Here is a 5,658-nt window from a genome sequence, read left to right on the forward strand (position 1 = left end):
GACGAGCTGCCTTAAACCGGGCTCGGCACTCAGCTGTTCCGCGCGTTCGGCCTTGCGTTCTCGGAGTTCCGCAAGCGCTGCTTCGTCGTCAGCCAAAACCAAATACCTGCAGACAAAATTTTTCAGTTCGCGCACATTGCCGGGCCAAGAGTACTTCAGACATCCATCCATAAGGCGCTTCGAAAATCGCCTCTGCGGCCGGTGCAGCTGAGCTGACAGGTGTTTCATGAAGTAGTCAAGAAACAATGGAATATCTTCACGGCGTTCGCGCAGCGCAGGAATTCGAAGGGTGATGGTATTCAAGCGATAATAGAGGTCCGGACGGAATAGCTTTTCGTTCAAAGCTTTCTGGATATCGATGTTCGTAGCCGCCAAGATGCGCACGTCCACGGTCAGGGTGCGTCGTCCGCCCAACCGTGAAAACTGCTGATCTTGCAGGACGTGCAAAAGCTTGGCTTGGAGCGTGGGGGGCATCTCACCAATCTCGTCGAGCAGAATCGTTCCATGCTCGCAGAGTTCAAATTGACCTGGCTTCGATTTCACCGCTCCTGTAAAAGCGCCGGCCTCATATCCGAAAAGCTCACTCTCCAATAGTTCTGAAGGTAACGCCGCGCAATTCACTTTCAAAAATGTTCTCTGCGACCGGAGAGAGCGAGCATGCAGAGCCCGGGCTACAAACTCTTTTCCCACTCCTGATTCCCCAAGCAGGAGCACGGGAACATCTACTTGAGCAACACGGTCGACCTGTTGGCGCAAGTCTCCCATCGCGGGACTGAGCGTAAATCGCAGTTCTTCTGAGGGCGCGAACGTCAACGGGATTTCTTGCGTTCCTAAAGGTGTCTCCTTGAAGGAAATTACGCGGGGCGAAACACTCATCTATTGGCTCCTCGGATTGAGAACAGGGGCGACTACCTCGATGCCGTGCAATCTGGTGGCATGCGCCCGCGAGCCTGCATGGCGAGTCGCGTCAGGCCCAGACACAAGCTAGACCCAAATCTGCGAGTCCGCCATCGGTCGGTGGCTGCATTCACGACAGGAAAAGTCCCTAGGACCGTGTAGGGAGTCCACTGACCCGACGGCATCTAGGCCTGAACAAGGCCTCGTCGGATGGCGTACCGCACCAAACCCGCAGTCTCGTGGATGTCGAGTTTCTCCATGAGGCGCGTGCGGTGCGTTTCCGCTGTCTTCACGCTGATGTTTAGGACGCCTGCCACTTCCTTCGTAGTCTTTCCTTCGGCGATCAACTGGAGCACTTGTCGCTCACGGGGGCTAAGTGGCTCCGAAGATAGCTCTGTCCTGTTCTGGTACGCCTGCACGACAGCGCGAGAAACTTCAGGGCTCAAATAGACACCACCCCGGGATGCTTCGCGAATTGCCTGCACCAAATTCTCGGCGGCATGTGTCTTTACGACATATCCTTTCGCGCCTACTCGCAGCGCGTCCAAGAGATAGGGGTCCTCGTCATGAACCGTAAGAAAAACCGTCTTCGTCTGCGGCGACACCTTTTGAATTTCCTTTGCGGCATCAATGCCGTTAAGCACGGACATGCTTACGTCCAGTACGGCTACATCCGGGTGCAAGGCTTCCGCGATTTTGACCGCCTCTTGTCCGTTCGATGCCTCGCCAACAATTTTCAAGCCTTCCCGCTCTAACAAGACCTTCAACGATTGCCGCACTATTTGATGATCGTCCGCAAGTATTACCTGTATGGGCATCCTAAGCCTCCATGGGAACCGTTATCTGTATCTCAGTTCCCTTCTGTGGTGCAGATTTGACTTGCAATGTACCGCCGAGGGCATGAATCCTTTCGCGCATCCCCTGCAGACCGAGCGTGCTGCCGTCTCCAGTTCCCAACGAGGCCGGATCAAACCCAACTCCGTCGTCACGAATACAACAATGAAACTCTCCCGCGTTTTGCCAGAGCTGTATGTTCACGCGGGATGCTTTGGCATGCCTGGCAATATTGTTGAGCGCTTCCTGCGCCACGCGGTACATCGCCGCTTCGAGTGTGGCTGTTGAACGTTGCCCGAGTTTGCCATCCACGGTTGCGGGTGTTCCAAAGCGTTTTGTGAATTTTTCGGCAAGCGACTGCAGAGCGGGCACGAGCCCGTAATCGTCCAGAATGGCTGGTCGGAGCTCGTGCGAGAAGTGCCGCAATTGTTCTTCGATTTGCTCCAAGAGCGTTTCTACCTCGCGAATCCGTCCGCGCTTCACCGCAGGCAGATCTCGCGCCGCGTCCTGCAATTGAATATGAACAGCTGCCAGGAGTTGACCGGACTCGTCATGAAGAGCGCGAGCAATCCGGCGAGTTTCGCCCTCGAGCGCTTCGTTTAGGCGTCGCAATGTGGCGTTCGCCTCGCCGAAAGCGCGGTGCGTCATCTCAAACGGTGACATTGTCTCGACAAAAAACGCACCCGCGCGCCGTACCACGTCCGGATTCGGATTCTCGCGCACCTTCGCCTCCAGGGCGCCCTGATACAAAACCACCATGTCGAGAATTCCATGTCCCTCTGCGAGCGCGCGCCGCCCGAATTCGTACGCCTGCTTCAGGGCAGTTTCGTCGCCCTGTCGCAAGTAACCGCCAAGGGCCCTCTCATAGTCACTCTGTAATCCCGCCACGGGCTGCCTCCTTCTGAAGCCCGGAATACCGGACTACAAGAACCAGAGCGTCATCCGTTCCCCGCGCGTGATGCGCCAAAATATTTTCGGCCGTACGCTGGACTGGATCGCCCACCGTTATTCCGTCGACGAAATCGTTGCGTACTCCATCTGTAGCAAAGACAAGCGTGTCGCCGCGCGAAACGGGAAGAATGCTGGTGATGAGATTCGGCAATTGGTCACCGACAACTCCCCCACGCAACGACAAGAGTTCTCGGCTTACGGTACCGTAGGAATCTCTGTGCAGCAGCACTCCCTCAACATTTCCGACACCTAACCATGACACCGTGCTCTCCATGGGATTAAACGTGGCGATGCTCATCACCACGCCTCGCGTGTCGCGTAACTTCTGGTGGCATATCCGGAGCAACGGGATGACCGGCAGTCCGGCATTCTCTTGCAAGGCTTCTGCCGCGATTCTGGCCGCACTCGCCGCATCTTCCCCGTGTCCCAATCCATCTATCACCGCAACTAACGCCTCCGCAGAAGATTGGATGATCACGTATTTGTCGCCGCTTTCATTTTGGCCGGGCAATGTCTGCGCCGCGATGCCGCAGTCGAGCGGTAATCCTTTTATCTTTTCCATTTCCGCGCCGTCACCGTGGTGCCAAACCCAACTCTCGACTCGATCTCAAATTCGTCCATCAACCGGCGAACGCCGGCCAAACCAAGACCCAGACTTCGTGAGGTTGAAAAGCCGCCTTGCAGCGCTCTTCGAATATCCGGAATCCCGGGACCTTGATCCTTCGCGCGAACCATAATTCCCCGCTGCCCGCCACGCTCCACCAATCGAAGAATGATTTCCCCCTGTTTGGCGTATAGAACAATATTTCGCGCCAACTCTGAAATCGCCGTCGCAATCAATGTTAGCTCGCTCGACGAAAACCCAAGCGTGGCTGCAAGCATCCGGCCTTTTTGCCGCGCCCCCACGATATCCGTGTCCCCCTGTATCTGGACCGCTGCCTCAGCCGCCACAACATCCCCGCCGTGAGTCAGCGACACAGATGCTCCGGCATGCAGAGCCAGCACCTCGCGTTCACCGTCCACGGGCGCTCGCTTCCTTCCCGGCGGTCGGGCCCTTCTTGTCGAGGAACGCGATACCTTCTTCCAGGTCCAATGCTGTCGGTACACCCTCCAACTTGAGACCCAATTGCACCATCGTAAAAGCAACGTCCGGTTGTATGCCAACGATCACCGTTTCGGCTCCGCGTAAGCGAATCATGAACGTGATGTCCCGGAGGGTGCGTGTGGCGAATGAATCCATCACGTCCAGAGCAGTCACGTCCACAATGACTCCGCGAGAACGAAACATTCCCACCTGCTGCACGATCGCGTCGCGCAACTGAAGCAAGTCCGCGTCAGACAGCGCGGATTGAATCGACGCGATGAGGTAGGGACCTTGTTTGAGGATCGGAACTTCCACTCTTCACGTCCTCAACTGTTGATCGGCCGCTTCGCCGGAAGGCACCACTTTGTATCCGAGCAGATGTTCGGCTTCTTCAATGCCTCCTTGGAGGTCGCCGACCGTGTTCATTTTGCCCAGGTCGACGCCGATGGTTACGAGCGTTTGCGCGATTTCGGGCGACAGACCGGTGATGATGACGGTGGCGCCCAGCAGCCGTGTCGCTTCCACGGTCTGCACCAGATTGTTCGCCACGTTCGCGTCCATCACGGGCACGCCGGTGATGTCGATAACGACGACTTTGGCGCGGTTGGTGCGAATTCCTCGCAGCAGTTGCTCGGTGAGTTGCCGCGCTCGCTGCGGGTCAATCACGCCGATGATTGGCAGAATCAGCAGACGTTCGCGCACTTGCAGCACAGGCGTTGACAACACTCGAATCGCCTCCTGTTGTTCGCGAATCACGCGTTCCCGCTCTTGCACGAAGCCGACGGCCACGGTGTTGGCGATCCGGTTTGCGGCAGGCTCGTATGCATCGAGGATGCAATTCAGGAGCGCAAAATCATTTTGGTATTTCGCGAACAAAGACCGGGCCAGCACGTCGCGCAACAGCAGCACGATTCCGATGACCTCGTGTGTCTCGACGCCGCGCGGAATAATGCGTTCCGACAGGTTTCGCGCGTAGGCTTGCAGCGCTTCGAACGTCCCCGTCTCGAGCGCTTCGACGTAGTTGTCGTACACCGAAGTCGCTTCAGCGAAGATTTCATCTTTCGTCATCGCAGTCAGCAACCTCGCTTCCGTGATGCGACGCGCCCACTCTTCCCTCAATTGCGTTCGGTTCTGGCGCAAGTGCGCGACAAGCTGTCGGAGGAGTTCGGCGGTAGATTGCGCCGCATGATGAGAAGAAATATTGGAAATGGTGCGCGTCTGCTGCTCCATTGGAGTTCTCCTTGCCAAGCCAATTTACTAAACTGAGACTCCCGTATTCAGCCGAGTATTTTACAGATAACACGGGATTTGTGAATCCCGCGCTTTCCCATGCAAATATCAGGTGTTATACCTACAGCATTTCTGGCCGATTGGAAGGTGTTGGGGAGAGATTGAGTTCGCGAAAAAGCCCGCGCCACGCGTCAAAACCTTCCGCGATTCGAGAAAAGGCAACTGCCACTAATTCCAGTTGACGCAAGCGGGAGTGGTGACACCTTGAATTCATCCAGCGAGGAACAGTCGCTTTTGGCGTCGACTGTTCGAGCCAAGACTGCGTATCAAATGCTGGGATTACTTAGTCGGCGCCACAGGCGGGCCCAAGCCTGAAGCCCGAGGCGAAAGCGTTCGAGACGATAAAACTCGTTGGGCGCGTGGATATCCTCATCGGCGGTGCTGAACGAGAAGAAGACAGTATCCACGCCGAGGACGTCGCGGAAAGTGGTAACGATGGGCACGGTGCCGCCCATGCCGACAATCTCAGGAGGTATGCCGAAGACCTCGGTGAGCGTCTCGGCGGCCGCGCGCACTGCGGGGTTGTCGGGCGAGACGCGATACGCCTCGGCACCTTCATTCCCTTCCTTAATTGTGAGGCTCACGCAGGGTGGACAGCGGCG

The 5,658-nt window shown here is 56.7% G+C and carries 8 protein-coding genes; all 8 read right to left on the reverse strand.

The features are described 5' to 3' along the window. A partial coding sequence (locus VN887_11385; protein ID HXT40608.1) for a sigma-54 dependent transcriptional regulator occupies nt 1-876 on the reverse strand: 876 nt, incomplete at its 3' end. A 206-nt stretch (nt 877-1,082) separates the two neighbouring features. Then, nucleotides 1,083-1,715, reverse strand: a complete 633-nt coding sequence (locus VN887_11390; GenBank protein HXT40609.1) for a response regulator transcription factor — start codon at nt 1,713-1,715, stop codon at nt 1,083-1,085. Nucleotide 1,716: 1 nt separating this feature from the next. Then, nucleotides 1,717-2,619, reverse strand: a complete 903-nt coding sequence (locus VN887_11395; protein ID HXT40610.1) for an ATP-binding protein — start codon at nt 2,617-2,619, stop codon at nt 1,717-1,719. Continuing rightward, nucleotides 2,600-3,244, reverse strand: coding sequence for a SpoIIE family protein phosphatase (locus VN887_11400; GenBank protein ID HXT40611.1), 645 nt, complete (start codon nt 3,242-3,244; stop codon nt 2,600-2,602). The genes VN887_11395 and VN887_11400 overlap by 20 nt, the downstream gene beginning before the upstream one ends. Next, on the reverse strand, nt 3,232-3,633 hold the full coding sequence (locus VN887_11405; protein HXT40612.1) for an anti-sigma regulatory factor: 402 nt from the start codon (nt 3,631-3,633) through the stop codon (nt 3,232-3,234). Before VN887_11405 ends, VN887_11400 begins: the two co-directional genes overlap by 13 nt. Nucleotides 3,634-3,694: 61 nt before the next feature. After that, entirely contained in the window at nt 3,695-4,081 is a 387-nt protein-coding gene (locus VN887_11410) for an STAS domain-containing protein (protein HXT40613.1), read from the reverse strand. A gap of 3 nt (nt 4,082-4,084) precedes the next feature. Further along, on the reverse strand, nt 4,085-5,014 hold the full coding sequence (locus VN887_11415; GenBank protein HXT40614.1) for an STAS domain-containing protein: 930 nt from the start codon (nt 5,012-5,014) through the stop codon (nt 4,085-4,087). A gap of 308 nt (nt 5,015-5,322) precedes the next feature. Further along, nucleotides 5,323-5,658: M20/M25/M40 family metallo-hydrolase (locus tag VN887_11420; GenBank protein ID HXT40615.1), on the reverse strand; the 336-nt coding region annotated here is incomplete at its 5' end.

This window comes from Candidatus Angelobacter sp. (assembly GCA_035607015.1).
Taxonomy (GTDB): Bacteria; Verrucomicrobiota; Verrucomicrobiia; order Limisphaerales; family AV2; genus AV2.